Origin of the sequence: Lonepinella koalarum (assembly GCF_004565475.1) — a bacterium.
GTDB classification, from domain to species: Bacteria; Pseudomonadota; Gammaproteobacteria; order Enterobacterales; family Pasteurellaceae; genus Lonepinella; species Lonepinella koalarum.
Genome location: NZ_SRHX01000003.1, coordinates 88,092 through 106,473 on the forward strand (window position 1 = coordinate 88,092; position 18,382 = coordinate 106,473).

General features: G+C 41.2%; 15 protein-coding genes and 2 tRNA genes. 7 read left to right on the forward strand and 10 right to left on the reverse strand.

Annotated elements, in window-relative coordinates:
- Positions 1-33: 33 nt before the first annotated feature.
- Entirely contained in the window at positions 34-1,074 is a 1,041-nt protein-coding gene (locus E0709_RS05065; protein WP_132300915.1) for an ABC transporter substrate-binding protein, read from the reverse strand.
- A 191-nt stretch (positions 1,075-1,265) separates the two neighbouring features.
- Between E0709_RS05065 and udk the strand changes: the two genes are divergently transcribed.
- The 4 genes from udk to E0709_RS05085 are packed head-to-tail and all read left to right on the forward strand — an operon-like array spanning position 1,266 to position 5,014.
- The gene (udk, locus tag E0709_RS05070; RefSeq protein WP_132300913.1) at positions 1,266-1,919 is read left to right on the forward strand and encodes a uridine kinase; all 654 of its coding nucleotides are present in this window, start codon (positions 1,266-1,268) and stop codon (positions 1,917-1,919) included.
- A gap of 11 nt (positions 1,920-1,930) precedes the next feature.
- Positions 1,931-2,515: a dCTP deaminase gene (dcd, locus tag E0709_RS05075; protein ID WP_132300911.1), complete on the forward strand. Its 585-nt coding sequence runs from the start codon at positions 1,931-1,933 to the stop codon at positions 2,513-2,515.
- A 1-nt stretch (position 2,516) separates the two neighbouring features.
- Entirely contained in the window at positions 2,517-3,839 is a 1,323-nt protein-coding gene (locus E0709_RS05080) for a hypothetical protein (protein WP_132300909.1), read from the forward strand.
- A complete protein-coding gene (locus tag E0709_RS05085) occupies positions 3,839-5,014 on the forward strand; it encodes a sugar transporter (protein ID WP_132300907.1) in 1,176 nt (391 codons plus the stop codon). Before E0709_RS05080 ends, E0709_RS05085 begins: the two co-directional genes overlap by 1 nt.
- Positions 5,015-5,090: 76 nt before the next feature.
- On the opposite strand, the gene E0709_RS05090 is transcribed toward E0709_RS05085, so the two are convergent.
- The 4 genes from E0709_RS05090 to E0709_RS05105 are packed head-to-tail and all read right to left on the reverse strand — an operon-like array spanning position 5,091 to position 11,988.
- Positions 5,091-6,332, reverse strand: a complete 1,242-nt coding sequence (locus tag E0709_RS05090; protein WP_132300905.1) for an MFS transporter — start codon at positions 6,330-6,332, stop codon at positions 5,091-5,093.
- The gene (locus E0709_RS05095; protein ID WP_132300903.1) at positions 6,329-8,098 is read right to left on the reverse strand and encodes an ABC transporter ATP-binding protein; all 1,770 of its coding nucleotides are present in this window, start codon (positions 8,096-8,098) and stop codon (positions 6,329-6,331) included. The genes E0709_RS05090 and E0709_RS05095 overlap by 4 nt, the downstream gene beginning before the upstream one ends.
- Entirely contained in the window at positions 8,095-9,849 is a 1,755-nt protein-coding gene (locus E0709_RS05100; RefSeq protein WP_132300901.1) for an ABC transporter ATP-binding protein, read from the reverse strand. The genes E0709_RS05095 and E0709_RS05100 overlap by 4 nt, the downstream gene beginning before the upstream one ends.
- A gap of 51 nt (positions 9,850-9,900) precedes the next feature.
- Positions 9,901-11,988 carry a TonB-dependent receptor gene (locus E0709_RS05105; protein WP_132300899.1) on the reverse strand — a complete coding sequence of 696 codons (2,088 nt, stop codon included), beginning with the start codon at positions 11,986-11,988 and terminating at the stop codon, positions 9,901-9,903.
- 139 nt (positions 11,989-12,127) lie between these two features.
- On the opposite strand from E0709_RS05105, the gene E0709_RS05110 reads away from it, so the two are divergent.
- Positions 12,128-12,700 (forward strand): TetR/AcrR family transcriptional regulator, encoded by a 573-nt coding sequence (locus tag E0709_RS05110; protein WP_228777392.1) that lies wholly within the window; start codon positions 12,128-12,130, stop codon positions 12,698-12,700.
- A 44-nt stretch (positions 12,701-12,744) separates the two neighbouring features.
- On the opposite strand, the gene der is transcribed toward E0709_RS05110, so the two are convergent.
- The 4 genes from der to dnaQ form a co-directional block, all read right to left on the reverse strand.
- The gene (gene der, locus E0709_RS05115; protein WP_132301102.1) at positions 12,745-14,262 is read right to left on the reverse strand and encodes a ribosome biogenesis GTPase Der; all 1,518 of its coding nucleotides are present in this window, start codon (positions 14,260-14,262) and stop codon (positions 12,745-12,747) included.
- Positions 14,263-14,423: 161 nt separating this feature from the next.
- Positions 14,424-14,500 (reverse strand) — tRNA-Asp (locus tag E0709_RS05120).
- A 29-nt stretch (positions 14,501-14,529) separates the two neighbouring features.
- Positions 14,530-14,606 (reverse strand) — tRNA-Asp (locus tag E0709_RS05125).
- Positions 14,607-14,683: 77 nt separating this feature from the next.
- Complete coding sequence (gene dnaQ, locus E0709_RS05130) at positions 14,684-15,460, reverse strand: DNA polymerase III subunit epsilon (protein ID WP_132300895.1); 777 nt, start codon at positions 15,458-15,460, stop codon at positions 14,684-14,686.
- An 84-nt stretch (positions 15,461-15,544) separates the two neighbouring features.
- On the opposite strand from dnaQ, the gene rnhA reads away from it, so the two are divergent.
- Positions 15,545-16,006 carry a ribonuclease HI gene (gene rnhA / locus E0709_RS05135; RefSeq protein ID WP_132300893.1) on the forward strand — a complete coding sequence of 154 codons (462 nt, stop codon included), beginning with the start codon at positions 15,545-15,547 and terminating at the stop codon, positions 16,004-16,006.
- A gap of 109 nt (positions 16,007-16,115) precedes the next feature.
- Positions 16,116-16,595, forward strand: coding sequence for a Dps family protein (locus tag E0709_RS05140; RefSeq protein WP_132300891.1), 480 nt, complete (start codon positions 16,116-16,118; stop codon positions 16,593-16,595).
- Between the two features lie 146 nt (positions 16,596-16,741).
- Here the strand turns inward: E0709_RS05140 and cls are convergent, their stop codons facing one another.
- Positions 16,742-18,217: a cardiolipin synthase gene (gene cls, locus E0709_RS05145; RefSeq protein ID WP_132300889.1), complete on the reverse strand. Its 1,476-nt coding sequence runs from the start codon at positions 18,215-18,217 to the stop codon at positions 16,742-16,744.
- Positions 18,218-18,382 lie beyond the last annotated feature (165 nt).

The window sequence follows — 18,382 nt, forward strand, 5'->3', positions numbered from 1 at the left end:
AAATTAAATGATAAAGCGATTTGTTTGAAAAAATTATTTCGCTAATTTAACATCTTGTACCCATTTTTCAATTAGGCGTTTGCGTTCAGCACTATCACCATATTTCTCAAAATCATAATTGATTAGGTTTAACTTGGTTGGATCAAATGCTGTTGGAGATTGTTCAGCAGTGGTATTGGTGAGAGTCTGGTGAGAATTACCTTTACGCCAAGCGGTTTCTTGTCCTTCTTTGGAAAGCACAAAATCGACAAATAATTTTGCATTGTCAATATTTCTTGAACCTTTGATAATACTTAAACCGCCCAATTCATAGCCAGTACCTTCACAAGGCACAATCAATTCCACAGGGGCTCCAGCTTGTTTTTGCACGGCGTAATCGTGTAAGAATCCGATACCAATAGTTGCTTCACCACGAGCGGCACTGTTAGATGGGGTGATACCTGATTTGGTGTATTGGGAAATATTTGGGTGTAATTGTTTGAAGTAATCGAATGCGCCTTGTTCACCCCAAAGTTGCACAAAGGTCGCAATAGCGGTGTAAGCGGTGCCTGAACTTTGTGGATCGGCAATTTGAATTTCGCCTTTTAAACGTGGATCGGTTAAATCTTTCCAGCATTTTGGCACCTCGGTAATGCCTAATTTTTTCAAACGCTCAGTATTTACGCCATAACCTAAAATTCCCATATAAATAGCCGAAGCATAATTCCCTTTCACTTTACCAGGATCGCGAAAACGTTCTACGATTTCATGAATATGTTTTGATTCATAGGGTTGTAATAATCCTAATTCTGCAGCTTGTGCCTGTGGATCAAATGTACCACCATACCATACATCCGCTTGCGGATTATTTTTCTCCGCTTCCACTTTGGCAAATGTACTACCAGAACCATTACGAATAAAGGATGTACGTACATCGTATTTCTTCCCGAATTCTTGGGTCACTGCTTCACACATTTCATTGGTGGCACTACAATACACCACTAAACGACCTTTGGCGAGAGCTTGAGTAGATAGCATTAAACTTGCACCTAAAACTGCGGTGGAAATTGCAAAAGAAATTTTATTGAATTTCATAGAATACCCCTATTGATTAAATGTAATTATTAAAATGCTTTCTCATAATAACGGTTTTATGAATTTATTTCTGTGAGATAAGTCACAAAAATAAAAATTCGTTGCGTTATACTTAAAAATTTGGTTAAAAACTGTTAAAAAAGCCGATTTTTCTTTATAATCAGTCAAATTATTCCTTATTGAGAACATTTATGTCTGAAAGTTCGTCTAAAAATTCAAATTGTATTATTATTGCCATTGCCGGCGCATCTGCATCAGGCAAAAGTCTTATTGCTTCTACCGTTCACAAAGAACTTTGTGAAGAATTGGGATGTGAAGATATTGGTATTATTGCCGAAGATAGTTATTATAAAGATCAAAGTCATTTGGATTTTGAAACCCGTATAAAAACCAATTATGATCACCCAAATTCTATGGATAGAGAATTATTAGTCAGTCATTTAAAAGCCTTAAAATCAGGTCAATCGGTAGATATTCCTGTTTATAGCTATGTGGAACATACTCGTACTAAAGAAGTGACCCATTTTACCCCGAAAAAAATCGTGATTTTAGAGGGGATTTTATTGCTTACCGATGAAAATGTGCGTAACGAATTGTCCATGTCGGTGTTTATTGATACGCCGTTAGATATTTGTTTTATTCGCCGTTTACAGCGTGATATGGTGGAACGTGGGCGTTCCATGGAATCGGTGATTGCACAATATCGTGCCACGGTGCGACCAATGTTTTTACAATTTATTGAGCCATCTAAGCAATATGCAGATGTCGTAATTCCACGTGGTGGAAAAAATCGTATAGCGATTAATATGTTAAAAGCTCAAATTTTGAATTTATTAGGTAAATAGAGGCGAGCAAGATGAGATTGTGTGATACGGATATTGAAAAATATTTAGATCAAGGCATTATTTCCTTAACGCCACGGCCTGATAATAGCAAAATCAATGGTGCCACTATTGATGTGCGATTAGGCAATTCGTTTCGAGTGTTTCGTGAACACAGTGCCCCTTTTATTGATGTTAGTGGTCCAAAAGAAGAAGTGGCGGCACAGCTAGACTTGGTGATGAGTGATGAAATTATTATCGCTGATGGTGAAGCCTTTTATTTGCATCCCGGTGTGCTTGCGTTAGCCACGACTTTAGAGAGTGTGAAATTGCCTGCTAATGTGATTGGCTGGCTTGATGGGCGTTCTTCTTTGGCGCGTTTAGGTTTAATGGTACATGTCACTGCTCACCGTATCGATCCCGGTTGGGAAGGCAAAATTGTGTTGGAATTTTATAATTCGGGCAAATTGCCGTTAGCATTACGTCCGAATATGATTATCGGGGCATTGAGTTTTGAAATTTTGAGTGGCAATGCGGCGCGTCCTTACACTAGCCGTGAAGATGCTAAATATAAACACCAACAAAGTGCGGTAGCGAGCCGAATTAATCAGGATAAATAACATGCTTAAAAAAATAAGTGCGGTGCTTTTATTGTTAATTTTAGTTTTTTCTGTTTTTGTTTATATCCAAAAAGGAAAAATGGAGCAGAAATTAACCGCACTTTTGTCAGAAAATGCTGTTCAGGTTGATAAAATAGATATTGATTTTTTGCCTAGGATTTCAGTTAAATTCATTAATGTTGATTATGTATCCGATGAGAATCAGCAACTTCAAGCACAGTCTTTACAAGCTGAATTAAGTTTTTGGGGATTGTTAACCGGTGATATTGGTTTGCAATCTTTTGTGATGCAGCAAGGAAAGATTTTTTATTCAAACTCCCTATCCCCTGATATGAAAGATATTCATTTTCTGTTAACACCGAAATCTACGTTGTCTGTTCAGGATCTATTGGATTGGTTAAAATCTTTTAATGCCGGCAATATGAGATTGCCTACTTCCGAGTTAACTTTTTCCGCTAAAACGGCACAGAATGATCAAATTGAATTGAAAACGATCCTTGCCATCAATTTTAATGGAGTTCAATTTTCTCATTTAGATGGTGAGGTTCTATTACAGAATAAACGTTTATTTAATCAAAATAAATTTATCTTACACGCAGAGCAAGGTTTTGTAACCTTTATGCCAAATAATTATGCCATTACATTGATTCACCCTTTGTTTAATCAAGTTAAATTAAATTCCATTGAAATTACGTTAGAGACTAAAAATGCGTTATCCATTTCAATACAACTTTCTCATGTCGCCAATAATGGTTCATTATCGGTAAAGCTGAACGAGCAACAAAATCAATATATTTGGCAGCTAAATGGTAAGCAGTTACCCTTAGAAGATTGGCTAAAAGCCTTTAATATTGCAGCGTTAGTAACAGGTAGGGCAGATGCACAAATACGTTTGTTATCTAAAGAAATAATGCCTACCAGTGGGGAATTTTATTTTGATGTGATGAATGGCAAAATAAAAGGCTTAAATGTACTGGCATTAATCAGCCGGTATGCGCCCATTAATTTTGATGAAAGCACTAAAAATATCGATACATCCTTTGATTTTGCTCAGACTAAATTTCAATGGCAACCGGATGTTATTCAAGTCGATCAAGCTAAAGTACAACATAAATATTTTATCTTGCAAAGTCAAGGTGTCGTGGATTTGCTCCAAGGGCGTTGTGATTTTCAAGCGAATATTGCGCTAAATGAGCAGCGTTATCAATCCTTAGCCTTACCTGTGCGATTCTTTGGCAGTTGTCAATCACCAGAATATAAAGTGGAAATCAACCGCAGTTTTCGGGATCAGTTAAAAAATTTTATTAAAGAGAAATTAAAATAATGTTAGAGGCGAAAAAAATAGACCGCATAGGTTATTTTCGTGTGGTGGCAATGGCATTTGCTGCTTTTGTGTTTAATACTACCGAATTTGTGCCAGTCGCATTGTTATCGGACATTGCCAGCAGTTTTACCATGGACGTGGCAAAAACGGGGTTGATGATTACAGTTTATGCATGGATTGTGTCCTTGGCATCTCTGCCATTAATGTTGGCAACCGCGAAATTAGAACGTCGTAGTTTATTGCTTAAAGTCTTTATCTTATTTGTGGCAAGCCATCTGTTATCGGTGTTGGCGTGGAATTATTGGGTGCTGTTATTGGCACGTATGGGGATTGCCTTTGCGCATGCAATTTTCTGGTCCATTTCGGTGGCGATGGCAATGCGAGTTGCACCAAAAGGCAAGCAAACCCAAGCCTTAGGCATGATCGCCATGGGATCTGCCATGGCAATGGTGTTAGGTTTACCGATCGGGCGAATTATTGGTCAATGGTTAGGCTGGCGAGCGACGTTCGCGGTACTTGGTGTGGTAGCGTTTACGATCATGTTAATTCTGGCAAATTTATTACCACGTTTACCGAGTCGCAATGCTGGTTCATTATCAAGTTTACCCTTATTGGCAAAACGCCCATTGTTAATCGCTACCTATATTGTGGTGATGTTGATTGTCACCGCACATTTTACTGCTTATAGTTATATTGAGCCTTTTGTGATTAATATTAGCCAGTTAAGTGAAAATATTGCGACGGCTATTTTGTTGGTTTTCGGTGTGGCAGGATTGGTCGCCAGTTTGTTATTTAGCCGACTTTATCGTTTTTTCCCAATAGGATTTATTATCACAGCATTGATCATTGTCATCTCCTCATTGTTTGCTTTTTATATAGTAAGCGACTACGTTACGCTATTATTTATTCAAGTTTTTATTTGGGGAATTGGTATTTCAGCCGTGAGTTTAGGCCTTCAAATGCGAGTGTTAAATTTCGCCCCTGATGCTACCGATGTCGCCACTGCGATTTTCTCAGGCATTTACAATATCGGGATTGGTGCCGGGGCGTTAGTGGGTAATCAAGTAATGCAACATTGGGGCTTAGCGAATATTGGGTTTGTGGGTACGGCTGTTGGTGGCGTAGCAGTGTTGATTTTTGTGTTGAGTTGGTTGAAATATCGAGCAATAAATTGATGAAAAAAACGCACTTTTTAAATTGCCGTTCAATTTAGTTTAAAAAGTGCGGTTAAAAAACAGATGTTTCTTCCCCCTAATTAGCAATATATTTCCTATACGCCAACCACCAAACAAAACCCGCAAAGCCCACTGCCACCCAATAAATGCCTTGATAATCAATCAGATTGATTAAGCGGAGTGCCACGAAGCCGCCGATGTAGCCGCCGAAGGTGATCACGGAAAATTGTAGGGAGCTGTCCAATGTGGGGAATTGGGCTTTGTCCATGAGAATGGCGAGTAACACGGGGAGAAGCACGCTGTAGCTCATGCCGAGTAATACGATAAAACAGGCGATGGCAATGCTTGGGAAATGGAGATATTCGCCCACAAGGAAAATGCTGATGACCGCGATTTGGATAAATAAAATGCTTTGCACTAAAATATTGCGTGAATATTTTTTCAGCAACGGAATGCTTAAAGGGGCGGCGATAATGCTGGCGATGGGCGAGATGACGGCGAGTAAAAAGCCGATTTGTTGCGGTTGCCAACCGAGCGTGTTGAGTTTGGGGATAAAGGTGCTGGCGAGCAAAGAGTATGGCACGCAGGAAATAAACAAAATAATCAGCCAAATCCAGCCTGTGTTGGGGGCTTGCCAAAAGCTGATTAGGCGTTTGAAGAAAAAGCCAAGGCTATATTGATTGGTTTGCAGGCTTGCTGGCGGTTCACGGTAAGCCAAAATTTGCAGGCACAAAGCGAAACTGAGCAAGCCCATGATCAATGTGGTGGTGTGCCAGCCGTAATGTTGATACACCCAAAGCATTAAGCCGCCGCCGAGCATGCGTCCTAGTCTTGCTCCCACAATGTGAAACATGCCGCCGTAACCCCGTTCTTTGCTCGGTAATAATACGCAAGTTAAGCCAAGGGCAGCACAACCAAACAGCACGCTCATGAGACTTAATACGCCGCAAATGAGCAATAAAACGGCAAAATCTTGTACGGGATTGATAAAATATAACGCCACAAAACAGGCAAATAACAGATGAATGGATAACGCCAGCCAGCTTTTAAATTTGCCGAAACGGGGGAGATAAAAGCGTTCTAAAATGGGCGTGAGTAAGGCACTGATGGTTTCAAAGGAGGCTAATAAATACACCCAGCTAATGAGTTCCAGATCCACTTGTTGATCTTTTAAAATGGTGATCAGGCTGATTAAATAAAAACTCACCACCACAAATTTAAAGGTGGCAGTGGTGAATAATAATGCCCAGTCTTGTTTGCGAAGTGGGGCTTGGGTTGGCGTTGTTTCTGTCATGGTTTCTGTCATAGTTTCTGTCATAGCCGTTCTCGCTTTTGCCAAAAACGGGCGTAAATGCCTTGTTTGGCGAGTAATTGTGGGTGTGTGCCCTGTTCGGCGATATAGCCTTTATCCAGCACATAAATCTGATTTGCCGCCACAATGGTGGATAAACGGTGGGCGATAATCAAAATGGTTTTATCTTTCACCAAGGCATTTAACGCCTGTTGCACGGCGAGTTCGTTGTAGGTGTCCAATGCTGCGGTGGGTTCGTCTAACAGCAAAATCGGGGCATCTTTTAAAATGGCTCGGGCAATGGCAAGGCGTTGTTTCTCGCCCCCTGAAAAATTCGTGCCAATATCGCTCACTTGTGTGGCATAGCCCTGTGGCAGTTGCGAAATAAAGTCATGACATTGTGCCAGTTTCGCCGCTTCAATTACGGCTTTATCATCGGCATCGGGTTTTGCCATGCGGATATTGTTTAAAACGCTGTCTTGGAACAAATACACATCTTGAAACACCACGGAAATCAAGCTCATTAACTGGCTTTGGCTCATGTGGCGAATGTCCACGCCACCAATGGTAATCCGCCCTTGTTCGGGGTCGCCATGGCGGAGCAGTAATTTTAACAGCGTGCTTTTGCCACAGCCGCTACTGCCTACAAAGGCGGTGAGCGTTTTTTCGGGCAAACAAAAATCTATTTGATTTAACACCGCAGTTTTTTGCTGTGGATAGGTGAAATGGACGTTTTCATAGCAAATATCATAGCTGGTCGGCAAGGTTTCTGCCTGTTTTTGGCTCAGTTCAGGCAATGCCATTAAAGCCGCTAGTTTTTCGCTGCTTATCATAAACATTTCCAGCAGCGATGCCATTTGCACAAAGAAATTTAACACGTCCGATACACGGGCAATTAAAATCATGATTGTGGCGAGCATTAGCCAATGGCTACTGCCTGTGATTACCCAAATTGAGCCTAACAGCAAAATCACTAACAAGGCAAATTGCACGCTGGAGGTAATAATCAAATTGGGGATTTCGCCTTTTTTCGTGCCAATTTGTTGAATTTTCGCCACATCTTCTGCCACTTGGTTAAATTGATTTTGCTTGCTGGATAATTGTTGGGTGGATTTCAGCACGGTTAAACCTTGGGTAAATTCCACCGCTTCGGCTTTGAGCCGACTGTTGGCTTCCGCTAAAATGCTGAAACCCCGCCGAAAGGCTTTCCGCCGCCATAAATAAAGGGGGGCAATTAGTGGCAGTAATAAACAAATGAGTAAGGCAAAACGTCCGCCACCGTCTAAAAAAAGGAGAGCCAGCACTGCCCCTAAAGGAATACAAAGGGCATGCACAATAATATTCATCAAGGTAAAGGCGAACCCTGCCGCTTCGTTGATACTTTGCACTAATACCGCATTAATTTCCCCCGACCGCAAACCGCTTAACAGCACCAACGGCACACGGCGAAGTTTTTCGCCCAATTCCGTGCGTAATTGATGAATGGCGAGATTAGAATAACCTTTGGTATCATAGGTTTCCGCTTGCATGCGTAACAAAATGGCAATCAGCAACAACACAATAATTTTGCCTAACGCCCAATATGCGTCCGTTGAGCCTGTTTCTAGGCTGATAAAAAACGGGTACAACAGGGCAATGCTGATGCCAAATAACAGGGCAGAGATTGCGGCTAAACCTAAACGCACCAACAATTTTCCTTTTTGATCGCCCGCACTATTGAGCAAATGGGCGTAAGAACGCAGCAGGTTTTGGCTGTGAAAGGTGGCGGGGTTGATATATTGGTCTAATTTCATTTGGCATTCTCCAAAACCCAATGATTGGCTTGTTGATAGGCTTGCCATAATTGTTGATAAGGCGTGGAATGGGCGAGCAAGTCTGCATGGCTGCCTTGTGCCACCATTTTCCCTTGTTGCAAATAAATAATCTGATCCGCTTGCACAATATTTGCCAATCGATGTGCCACCATAATCACGGTTTTATTTGCCATTAATTGGCTAAATGCCGCCATTAATTTGGCTTCATTTTCAATATCCGAATAGGCAGTGGGTTCGTCTAACAACAAAATGGGGCGGTTTTGCAAAAAGGCACGAGCGATAGTCAACCGCTGTTTTTGCCCGCCTGAAAGCAACTGCCCCCGTTCGCCCACGGGTGTTTGATAGCCTTGTGGCAAAGTGATAATAAAATCATGCAGATAGGCTTGTTTGGCAGCAGCTATCATATCCTGTTCCGACACATTCTCTACCCCATAACAAATATTTTCTGCGATGGTGCCTGAAAATAAAAAATTGTCTTGAAACACCACGGAACACAGCGACATTAATTTATCCGGGGCGATGTCTTTGATATTCACGCCACCAATACAGATTTCCCCTTGGGTAATATCCCAAAATCGCAATAATAGACTTAACAACGTGCTTTTGCCTGAGCCTGATTGTCCAATAATGGCAGTGAAACTGTTTTGTGGCACGGAAAAATCTACGCCATTTAAAACCGCGGTTTTTTTCTCGACTGTTTTTTCGCTTGCTTTTTCATAAGCAAAACTCACCTGCTTAAAACAAATATCAAATTTTTCAGGCAGTTGCGGCTGTTGGCTGACGGTCAACTCTGGCATAGCTTCAATTTCATTAATGCGTTCAATGGACGCACGGGCTTTTTCCATTAAATTAAATAAGCCCATATAAGGGTGCATGGTTTCAATTAGCCCCATGGCTAACACCAAAAAAGCAAATAGGGTAAACGGCGAAATCAGCTCATAGGCAGATAATATTGCCCCCAAACCAAGCAAAAAAATCATCATCGGCATGGGGGTAAATAAGGTGCGAGCAAGTCTTGTGGAGAGATCCACTTTCACCAACCAATCTCGCATAATTTGGCTGAAATGGCTTAAGGCTTGCTGAAAACGCCCGTAAGAACTCTCGCCTGCGTCAAAGGTTCGCACCGTTGCCATGCCTTGCACATATTCAATAATGGCACTGTTAATTTTGCCTAACGCCAAGCCATATTCACGGCGAAACAGCTGACCCCGTGCCACCATGCGTTTTAACACCCATAAAATCAGCAAACTAAACGCCAACACGGCAGCCGCAAAAGGCAAATTTAACCAAGCCAACGCCAGCAACACAAAAATCGGCGTACTGTAGGCTTCCGCTTTTAGGGGCGGGGCATCGGCGACAAAAGTATGCAAAGCATGCACATCGTCAATCAACACTTTGGATAACGCCCCCGAGCCAATAGTTTGCACATCGCCCAAGGGCAGCTTGCCAATTTTTTGCGATAAACGCTGGCGTAAAATTTGCTCCAAGCGAAAGGCGGCATAATGGGATTGATCATGAGATTTGATTTTCAGGCTGTAATAAACCACGGTGAAAATCAATAACGCCACTAAATAAACATAAGGAAATTGCCCTGTTGATACTTGATGAATAATGCCAATCATCAACAACCAAATGGCGACTTTCATGCCTTGGGCGATTACGGCTAATATCATAGATAACCGTAATTGTTTCGCCACGGGCTGGCAAATTTCCTGATGTTTTATGCTCATGATCTTTCCTTTCTTTCGCCTTTTATTTCGCCTTTTATTTCGCCCTAGCCATTAAAAACGAAACTCGGTAGAAATCCCATAAAGTCTTGGTTGCTGACTGACGGCTTCTAAACGGTTATAAAATGGCACATGGGTGATTTTGCGATCATTAAACACATTGTTGACAAACAACATCACCCGACCTTGTTTAAAGTTATAGGCAAGATGGGCGTTGGTTTGCGAATAAGACGAAATTTTGCCGAAATCATCGTTGGCATTGTTGGAGTAATAACCATCGGTAAATTGGGCATCCACGCCAATTTCCCAACCTTGTTGCCATTTATATGTGGTGCCGAGATTGAGCGTATAATTTGGTGAACGTCTTAATTTATTGCCTGCATAACTTGGAGAAAGGTCATAGCGTTTAATTTTGGTTTTTAACAAACCAAGGGCGGCATGGAGATACCAATTTTCCGTGGCTTGCCAATTGACGTTAAACTCTGCCCCGTAGGTAATGGCTTTTTCCGCATTGCCAATTAAGGAGCTGCCATAAGGCAATTGAATATCTTTGTAACGGTTATAGAACACATTGGTGTTTAATTCCAAGGTTTTGTCTTCACTTAACCAGCGGTGATAAAGCTCATAATTCCATACATATTCAGGGTCGTATTCATAGGTGATACAAGGCCCGTAACCTGCATATGTTGGTGGGTAAATACAGCTAAAGGTAATCCCTGCTCCACCTGGGTTATAACCCCGACCGACTTTTACCCCTACACGTTGTTGTGGCGAAAATTTGTAGGCAATGTCCACTTTTGGCAAGAAAGTTTTTTCGGTTTTATCCCGATGAATGGCTAATGCTGCCGTGCCACCGTGGCGTTGATGACGTTCTTCTTCATAACGGGCAGAAAGTAAAATTTCCAACCAGTCCACAGGTTCATAGGTCAATTCTCCAAACACCGCTTTGGTGGTGATTTTATCGTCAAAGGTGTTTTTGCCACCCATGGCGTTATTCATGCCGACCCATTCATCTTGTTTCGATTGGAAATAATACAAACCGAGTAAGCCCGCATATTTGCCGTCCGTGGTTTTAAATTTCAACACAGGTTCAATTTGAAATTCATCGCCGTCCACATTGGCTGGGTTGCCGTTATAGCCATTTGGGGCGAGTGGGGATGCGGCTAAACGATCAATTTTGTATTTGGAGTAAACCAGTTTGTTTTCCCATTTCCATACATCATTAAGTTGTAACCCCGTATCCAACACGCCACTATTGGATTTGGTGACAAACACAGGACGCAGGGTGGATGATGCCTGAGGTGTGCCAGCGGGCAAAATGTTCATTTCATTTTGTGGTGAACGGCTACCAATATAATTGTAGGTTAAACGGGCATAGAAATCAGGGAAAGCGGACGGTGTCCATAATAATTTGGCCCGCACCGTGTTGGTTTCATATTTTCTTGGATCGCCTACTTCAGGATAAGACGGCAAATCTTGGAAACTGGTGCGATTTTGCCGTTCTGCTGCCAAACGGAACGCCAATTCATCTTTCACCAACGGCCCTGACAACATAATGGCATATTGGCGATAATTTTGATTGGCAAAACTCGCTTTGGCAGCCCCTTCAAATTCGTGGGTTGGGTCATTAGACGTCATCACCACCGCCCCTGCAATGGCATTTCGCCCTTGAGCATAACTTTGTGCGCCCCGATACACTTCCACTTGTTTCATATCCCACAAGGATTTGGTGCCAAACGCCAGTTCATTGTAGTTTGCCGAACGTCCATCAATGGACAAATTCATTCGTGGACGAGATCCTGCGAAAAATGCCACTGCACCACTAGCAGGCCCTGAACCATCAGTTCCCCGAATCACAGGCAAATCATTGCCTAAGCCCGTATCTAACACGTTAGGTGTATTTTGCAACACATGCGTGCTGGAAATTTTGGTAGCTTGCTGTTTCAGATCTTTATCCGTGGTCACCGCAAGACTCGACCCCGTTTCTTGGGTAGAACGCTCAAATTTCTCCCCCGTGACCACAATTTCTTCAAGATAAGTCACATTGTTTACTGGGCTTTCGGCAGCCGTTGCGGTATGATGAAACGTGAGTGAACAAACACCGATGAGTATAACAGGTTGTTTTTTTAGTGTTATAGGCATAATGGTTTCTCCAAAAAAGTTGAACTTAGGTTTACAAAATGGAAATAATATGACTGGTTTTGTAAAGTTAATATAATTTTATTATTTTGTAAATGATAATTTATCGTATTCGTATTTTTTTTAATGATTGGTGGGAAATTTGGATAAAAAAGAATTAATTAAGAAAGCAGCACAAACACTCTTTTTTCAATATGGTTGGGAAAAAGTCTCTATTGGTGAGATTTGTCAACAAGCCAATATTAGTCGCGTCACCTTTTATAAACACTTTACTAACAAAAAAGAATTGCTTAAACAATTATTTACTGAACAAAAAGAAGAAATGTGGCAGGCTTTTAATGATTTGTTAGAAAATGCCAAAAGTCTTGATCTGCTGATTCAGCGTATTTTTCAACTACAAAAACATGCCATGCAAACGTTATATTCTCAAGAGATGGTATATGATTTGCAACATCACAAAGATGAAGAATTACAGGCTTTTTTTGCGGAAATGGAACAAGAAAAATACCAATTTATGCACTATTTTTTTACCACACTGCAACAAAAAAGTATCATTCGTGATGATTTTCCCGTATTGTTAATTGAGATTTTTATTCGCAAAATTGATGAGCTTAAAACTGATCCCGCTTTGCTCCAATGCTATCAAGGCAAAGATCAGCAATTTTTAAAAGATATATTGAGTTTGTTGATGTATGGGATTGCGGCAAAGGCATAAAAACCGCGGTGTAAAAAATGAAAATTTTTTACACCGCACTTTTGCTACCTTTTCGACTTCTTAATAAACTTCATCAATCGTTTCCGTTTGCGTAACTGAGTTGGCGTTAGCGTATTACGTTTGCCTGCAAACGGATTATTGCCTTCTTGGAATTGAATCCGAATTGGGCTGCCGATAATTTTTAGGCTGCGGCGGTAGTAGTTGGACAGGTAGCGTTTGTAGCTGTCGGGGAGTTTATCCATTTGGTTGCCATGTACCACGATAATCGGCGGATTGTAGCCACCGGGATGGGCGTATTTGAGCTTGATGCGGCGACCTTGTGCCAATGGCGGTTGGTGTTCATCCGTTGCCATTTGCAAAATGCGAGTGAGTAGGGATGTGGTCATTTTTTGCGTGGCACAAGCGTAAGCTTCTTGTACCGATTCAAATAAATTACCTACGCCACTGCCGTGTAACGCCGAAATAAAATGCACACGGGCAAAATCAATAAAATCTAAACGGCGATCGAGTTCGAATTTTACTCGATCTTTTACCGCTTGATCCAAGCCGTCCCATTTGTTCACCACGATCACCAGCGATCGCCCTGTATTTAAAATAAAGCCAAGTAAGGATAAATCCTGATCGGAAATGCCTTCTCGGGCATCAATGGTGAGCAACACTACATTGGCATCTTGAATAGCTTGTAAGGTTTTGATAACCGAGAATTTTTCCACGGTTAAATGAACCTTGCCACGCTTGCGAACGCCGGCGGTGTCGATAATGGTGTAATGTTGACCATCACGTTCCATAGGAATGTAAATGCTATCTCGGGTTGTGCCGGGCAAATCATAAACCACTACCCGATCTTCGCCTAAAATGCGGTTAGTGAGGGTAGATTTGCCTACATTTGGGCGACCTACAATGGCGATTTTGATGTTTTTATTTTCGGGCTGATCGCTTTCTTCTTCCAGGGCTTCATCTAGCAGAGCCGTATCATTTTCATCGGAAAAATCAAAGTCATTATCCCATTCATCTTGCTCAGAATCTTGGTTATTTTGCACCGCAGTTTCTGTCGCATTAAATTGAGCCGCAAAAGGGGCGAGTACCTCTTCAATTAATTGTGTTACGCCACGTCCTTGGGAAGCAGCAATTTGAGCAATTTCGCCCAGACCCAGCTGATAAAATTCCGCACAATGGGAATCCGCATCAATACCGTCCGTTTTATTAGCGACCACCACGGTGGTTTTATTCTGGCGTTGGCGTAAATATTGGGCGATGCCAATATCGGCTGGAGTTAAGCCCGCTCGTGCATCCACTAAAAACAGCACGATGTCCGCTTCTTCAATGGCAAGCAGTGATTGCTCTGCCATTTTTTCTTCCACGCCTTCTTCCGTGCCGTCAATCCCGCCCGTGTCAATCACGATAAAATCAAAGCCTGCCACATTGGCTTGCCCGTATTTGCGATCTCTGGTTAAACCTGGAAAATCTGCTACCAAGGCATCACGAGTGCGAGTTAAGCGGTTAAATAGGGTGGATTTTCCTACGTTTGGGCGACCCACTAGAGCGATGACGGGGGTGGGTATTTCGGGCATTGGAGTCATTGGTGTTGTCATAAAAACCTTAAAATTTAAGTTATAGCTCAGCAATATTCAGCAATATAATATCGGATATTATAGCGGATTTTGTTACAGATGAAAAATAAGCAATAAAAAAGCACCCAAAAAAACTTAGGTGCTGAATAAATTGGCGGAATGGACGGGACTCGAACCCGCGACCCCCTGCGTGACAGGCAGGTATTCTAACCAGCTGAACTACCACTCCGCATCATAGGAGTCAAAATGAAAATAAATTGGCGGAATGGACGGGACTCGAACCCGCGACCCCCTGCGTGACAGGCAGGTATTCTAACCAGCTGAACTACCACTCCGCACTGGTGAGACGCATAATAATAGCGAATGAATTTTCCGTCAACCCTTTTTTGCCATCTTTGAATTGCTTGCTTAATTAATGCACGGTTTGTCTATTTTCAAGAGCGGGGTTTAATCGTTTGACCCAAAGGCAATTATCCTTACTTTTTTTATTAATCAGCTTAATATAATCTTGATGCGCTTGAATTTCATCTTCTGTTAGGGTTAAAACGGGTAAATTTTGCGTAAAATTCACCGCACTTTGTGTTTGTTGTATAGTGCTGTTTATCCCTTTTTCATTTTCAACATCATCAAACAAGTTTTTTTGCCCACCTGTCATCGCAAGGTAAACATCACCAAGAATTTCTGCATCCAGTAATGCACCATGTAATGTACGTTTACTGTTGTCAATATTTAAACGATCACATAGAACATCTAAGCTATTGCGTTTCCCCGGGTATTGCTGACGAGCGAGTTGCAAGGTATCCGTCACAAGACAAATTTCATCTGTTTTTACATTAAAATGATGTTTACGAAATTCATAATCCATAAAGCCGACATCAAAGGGAGCGTTATGAATCAGCAATTCAGCACCACGAATAAAATCAATAAATTCTTGCGCCACAGCGGTGAAGTCTGGCTTATCCGCTAACATTTCATCGGTAATACCGTGTACTTTGATGGCCTCGGGATCGACAGGACGATCAGGTTTAATATATAAATGTAATTTCCGCCCAGTATAGCGGCGATTAATCATTTCTACGGCACCGATTTCAATAATGCAATGTCCTTCATAATGTGCACCAAATTGATTCATCCCTGTGGTTTCCGTATCCAGTACAATTTGGCGATTGGTATCAATATTTACGTTCATATTTTTGTGATCTTTGCTAGAATGTAGGGGAGGACCGATGTGTCTGCCCGTTATTTTTAATTATTTTTTTATTTTAACAGATTTATGCAAAAACAAATTGAAATTTTTACTGATGGTTCTTGTTTAGGTAATCCGGGAGCTGGTGGAATAGGTGTTTTATTGCGTTATAAACAGCATGAAAAAACGCTTTCTAAAGGTTATTTTAATACCACCAATAACCGTATGGAATTGCGGGCAGTGATTGAAGCTTTAGCCAGTTTGAAAGAACCTTGTAAGGTGACTATTACAAGTGATAGCCAATATATGAGAAAGGGGATTACCGAATGGATTTTTAATTGGAAAAAGAATAATTGGAAAGCCAGTACAGGTAAGCCTGTGAAAAATAAGGATTTATGGATACAGTTGGAGCAAGAAATTCAACGCCACCAAATTCAATGGCTATGGATAAAAGGGCATGCCGGGCATCGCGAAAATGAGATTTGCGATGAATTGGCAAGATTTAGGGCGGAAAATCCGACCTTAGAAGATGTGGGTTATCACCCTTGATAGTTAAAATAAATTGAATCAATTATGAAAATTAATTTGTAATACCTATCAATATTGCTTATAATAAACTCATCAAAACAATATGATTAACCAATAGAAGGAGAATGTTATGACAAATAGTATCGGTTTAAACACCGCATCATCACAAAAAATTGCTGAAGAATTAAATAACTTATTAGCCACTTACCAAGTATTCTATATGAATGTGCGTGGTTATCACTGGAACATCAAAGGTGTTCAATTTTTCTCGTTACACGAAAAATTTGAGGAATACTACGATGATTTAGTGGAAAAAATTGATGAAATTGCAGAGCGAATTTTAACCTTAGGTTATATCCCAAGCAATATATTTAGTGAATACTTGAAAGTATCAAAAGTGCAAGAACACACAGGCGCCACTTCTGCACAGGATACTTTACAAGGTGCATTAAAAGGATTCCAAATCTTGTTACAACAACAACGTGAGATTTTAGCACTTGCTGGCGATGCAGATGATGAAGGTACGGCTTCTTTAATGAGCGACTATATTAAAGAACAGGAAAAAACCATTTGGATGTTAAAAGCCGCTTGTGTAAGTTGCAATGCCTAATCTTTCTGATTAGAACATAAAAGCAAATCTGGCAGCCATTGATGTCTGCCAGATTTTGTCGATTAAGTCTGATTAGTTTGTTATGAATCGTGATTTAGGGCAAAAGATTAAAACTTACTGCAAAAATTCACCACCACTTTTATCCCTTACAACAATGGGCTTACCAATCTAACCGCATTTTCTACTACGCCCCACCACGATGAACGGCGTTGCCATTTATCGTTGTTTACCCATTGGCTATGGTTTAGATAGTATTGTTGCAAGACTTGCACTGTTTGGCTAGTGTTATGGTCATAAATGGCAAGGCTGATTTCTAGGTTTAAAAACATACTGCGTAAATCCATATTGACTGTGCCGAACAGGGTGAAATCATCGTCTATACTGAGCAATTTAGCGTGCAATAAACCGTCTTGAAACAAAGCAATTTTGACCCCAGCAGCTAACAGGGCTGGATAATGGGCGCGTGATGCATAATGCACCAAGCGTGAATCGCTTTTTTTCGGTAAAATTAAGGTGATGTCGATGCCCCGTTTGGCGGCATTAATCAAGGCGGTGAGCAAATTATCATCAGGCACAAAATAAGGTGTAGTGATGATGATTTTGTGCTTGGCTTGATACAAAGCCGCCAAAATACACTGATAAATCACCTTATCACGCTGTTCTGGCGATGATGGCACGACTTGCACTAAAGCATTATCATGGGTGTGATAGTCATTTAATTTCGGAACGGTTTGGTGTGCTAATTGCTGTAATTGCTGCTCAATATCGACTGTTGGAAGGTCATTTTCAAGATAAAAATCACTAAAAAACACCGCGGTTAGTTCTAGCACCACCACCCCACGGCAACGCATCATCACATCAATCCATTCGCCCACACCACTGTGTTGCTTAAAGTGTTTAGGATCGACCAAATTAAAACTCCCTGTATAAGCGATTTTTTGATCCACAATCATAATTTTACGATGATTACGCAGATCGCTACGTACAAAAAAGCTCTTTAACAACCCCACTGGAAGCATAGCTTGTACACGCACTCCAGCGGCAGCCAAGATTTTGGGGTAATGACTGCGAAAAAATCGGCTGCTCCCCACCGCATCTGCCAAAATCACCACATCCACCCCACGTTTAGTCGCTTCTAATAGGGTATTAAGCAAAGTTTCAATGCGTCCTGTGGGTTCAATAATATAAAAAGCAAGTAGGCAGGAATGCTCGGCTGCCTGAATATCGGCAAGCATGGCAGTAAGAATTTCATCAGTCGTGCTTAAAAGTGTTAAATCATTGCCATTGGTGACATCAAAACCACCATCTGTGGCGGCGGCTTGGCTTATGCCCTGATAAGTTAGAGGTAAATCTTGTTTGCGATGCCAAAATTGATTCTTGGGGAAGTGAGCATCGAATTGTTGATACAAACCTTGTAATTCAGCATTGCGTTTAGCACGCTGATTACCTAGTCTTGGTTCGCCCAGCAAGCTATACAATGCTATACCTCCCACTGGAAAACCAAAAATCAGAAATAACCATGCTAATGCCGATCCACTATTGCGTTGTTTGTATAGGATGCGGATGGCATAAACTAAGGTGAGTGAGAAATAAAGTATTGTCCCAATCAGGGTGAAATCCATAGATGAGCCTGTGGTATTTGGTTAAACTAATGTTAATGATTATGCCATAAAAATGGCATTTGCCAAGGGGAAAAATGGTTGCTGAAATAAGTAAAAAAAGACTACACTTTTACTTAATCGTACAAAAGTACGGTCTTTTTCTCGCTATTTTTAGAACAAAAAATC

Excerpts from the sequence above, each read along its gene's own strand:
- E0709_RS05065 (WP_132300915.1), bottom strand. The coding sequence starts at position 1,074 with ATGAAATTCAATAAAATTTCTTTTGCAATTTCCACCGCAGTTTTAGGT.
- udk (WP_132300913.1), top strand. The coding sequence starts at position 1,266 with ATGTCTGAAAGTTCGTCTAAAAATTCAAATTGTATTATTATTGCCATT.
- dcd (WP_132300911.1), top strand. The coding sequence starts at position 1,931 with ATGAGATTGTGTGATACGGATATTGAAAAATATTTAGATCAAGGCATT.
- E0709_RS05080 (WP_132300909.1), top strand. The coding sequence starts at position 2,517 with ATGCTTAAAAAAATAAGTGCGGTGCTTTTATTGTTAATTTTAGTTTTT.
- E0709_RS05085 (WP_132300907.1), top strand. The coding sequence starts at position 3,839 with ATGTTAGAGGCGAAAAAAATAGACCGCATAGGTTATTTTCGTGTGGTG.
- E0709_RS05090 (WP_132300905.1), bottom strand. The coding sequence starts at position 6,332 with ATGACAGAAACTATGACAGAAACCATGACAGAAACAACGCCAACCCAA.
- E0709_RS05095 (WP_132300903.1), bottom strand. The coding sequence starts at position 8,098 with ATGAAATTAGACCAATATATCAACCCCGCCACCTTTCACAGCCAAAAC.
- E0709_RS05100 (WP_132300901.1), bottom strand. The coding sequence starts at position 9,849 with ATGAGCATAAAACATCAGGAAATTTGCCAGCCCGTGGCGAAACAATTA.
- E0709_RS05105 (WP_132300899.1), bottom strand. The coding sequence starts at position 11,988 with ATGCCTATAACACTAAAAAAACAACCTGTTATACTCATCGGTGTTTGT.
- dnaQ (WP_132300895.1), bottom strand. The coding sequence starts at position 15,460 with ATGAACGTAAATATTGATACCAATCGCCAAATTGTACTGGATACGGAA.
- rnhA (WP_132300893.1), top strand. The coding sequence starts at position 15,545 with ATGCAAAAACAAATTGAAATTTTTACTGATGGTTCTTGTTTAGGTAAT.
- E0709_RS05140 (WP_132300891.1), top strand. The coding sequence starts at position 16,116 with ATGACAAATAGTATCGGTTTAAACACCGCATCATCACAAAAAATTGCT.
- cls (WP_132300889.1), bottom strand. The coding sequence starts at position 18,217 with ATGGATTTCACCCTGATTGGGACAATACTTTATTTCTCACTCACCTTA.